Annotated in this window: 1 protein-coding gene; it reads left to right on the forward strand. The window is 32.1% G+C overall.

The genetic code is table 11. From position 1 onward, the window contains the following. Positions 1 to 205 precede the first annotated feature (205 nt). Entirely contained in the window at positions 206 to 1,921 is a 1,716-nt protein-coding gene (locus BM384_RS16875; RefSeq protein WP_090015405.1) for a Na+/H+ antiporter NhaC family protein, read from the forward strand. Positions 1,922 to 2,063: the final 142 nt, after the last annotated feature.

The raw sequence follows: 2,063 nt of genomic DNA on the forward strand, positions 1-2,063 counted from the left end.
TAAAAAATAATTGTAGGCCGCAAAAGAACCTAAAAGCAAAATAATTAAATTGTATTTTAATATGAAGTTATTTTACTTTTAGAACCTTTTGCATGACAAAACAAAGCTGCTTCCTGCGCTGAAAAGCGTGGCGTCAGCCACTTTGTTCTTTTTATTAGGTAGTACCTCCAATTCTTATCACAAATAAACATTAGGAGGAAACAAAATGAAAAAGAGAAGAAACATTGTATTTTTATTAACACTATTTATGGCTATAATGTCATCAACAGTAGCATTTGCAGCTGATTCAGATGTAGTAAATGCAAATGCAGGACATTTTGGTATATGGACAATAATTCCACCACTTGTAGCCATTGTTTTAGCGTTTATAACTAAGAACGTAGTAATATCACTATTTTTAGGAACATTAGCTGGATGTTTTATGCTTCAGCTTAATGATTATAGTATTATAGGAGCTTTAGTTCAGGCATTTTTAGATTTTGTACAAAGAGCTTTAAATTCTTTAGCAGATCCATGGAATGCAGGGATAGTTCTTCAAGTATTAATAATTGGAGGAATCATAAATCTTGTTTCTAAAATGGGAGGAGCTAAAGCAGTAGCAGAAGCATTAGCAAAGAAAGCTAAAACTCCAAGAAGTGCACAAATTGTAACATGGCTTTTAGGAATAGTAGTATTCTTTGATGATTATGCAAACTCGCTTATTGTTGGACCTATAATGAAGCCAGTAGCAGATAAGATGAAGGTTTCAAGAGAAAGATTAGCCTTTATAATTGATGCTACAGCAGCACCAATTGCAGGTATAGCAATAGTTTCTACATGGGTTGGACTTGAAGTTGGTTTAATCAATGATGCTTTTGATGGAATTGGTGTAAATGTAGATGCCTTTGGAGTATTCTGTCAAACAATACCTTATAGATTTTACAACATATTAATTCTTGCTTTTGTATTAATAACATCACTTATGCTTAGAGATTTCGGACCAATGAGAAAAGCAGAAATTAGAGCAAGACAAGGATATAAAGCTGAAGAGGTTGAAATTAGTAGAGAAATGAAGGAAGAAATGGAAGTTAAAGAAGGGGTAAAATTAAGTATTTGGAATGCAATAATTCCAATTGGAACACTTATTATCTCAGCATTAGTAAGCTTCTATTACAGTGGATATTCAGCTATAATGGCAGGCGATGATTTAGCTATCCAAGAGATTTTTAATAATTCATTATTCTCATTTAATGCAATTCAACAAGCATTTAGTAATGCTGATGCATCAGTGGCATTATTCCAATCAGCATTATTTGCAAGTATAGTTGCTATTTTAATGGCAGTATGTAAGAAGATATTTACTATATCAGAAGCTATAGATGTTTGGATAGATGGTATGAAGGGACTTGTTATAACAGGAGTTATACTTATCTTAGCATGGTCATTAAGTTCAGTAATAAAAGAACTTGGAACAGCAAAATATTTAACAAGTTTATTATCAAATTCAATACCAGGCTTCTTATTACCAAGTGTTATATTTATATTTGGTGCTGTAATTTCCTTTGCAACAGGAACAGCTTATGGAACAATGGGAATTTTAATGCCTTTAGCAATTCCTTTAGCTCATGCAATTAACCCAGATATGACTTACATTATAATGAGTACAAGTGCAGTATTAACAGGAGCAATTTTTGGAGATCATTGTTCACCAATTTCAGATACAACAATATTATCTTCAATGGGAGCAGGATGTAATCATATTGATCATGTTAAGACTCAAATGTGGTATGCACTATTTGTTGCAGGATTTACTATATTATTTGGATATATTCCAGTGGGGCTTGGATTACCAATATATATAGTTTTACCAGTGGCAGTTATCGTCTTAGCAATAGCAATTTATTTCCTAGGAAAACCTGTTGATATTGAGGCTGAAGAATAAAGAAAAGTTTTATATAAATTTAAGGTGTAGTATTAAAAAGTCTAAGCTTTTGAACAGACCCCTGTCAAGTAGACAGGCAAAATAAATAAAATTTTTGAGAAAATGCGATCTTAATTAGGGTCGCATTTTCTATTCGATTTTT

Origin of the sequence: Clostridium sp. DSM 8431, from assembly GCF_900116755.1 — a bacterium.
Taxonomy (GTDB): Bacteria; Bacillota; Clostridia; order Clostridiales; family Clostridiaceae; genus Clostridium.

Coding starts and splice junctions, on each gene's coding strand:
- BM384_RS16875 (WP_090015405.1), top strand. CDS start 206: ATGAAAAAGAGAAGAAACATTGTATTTTTATTAACACTATTTATGGCT.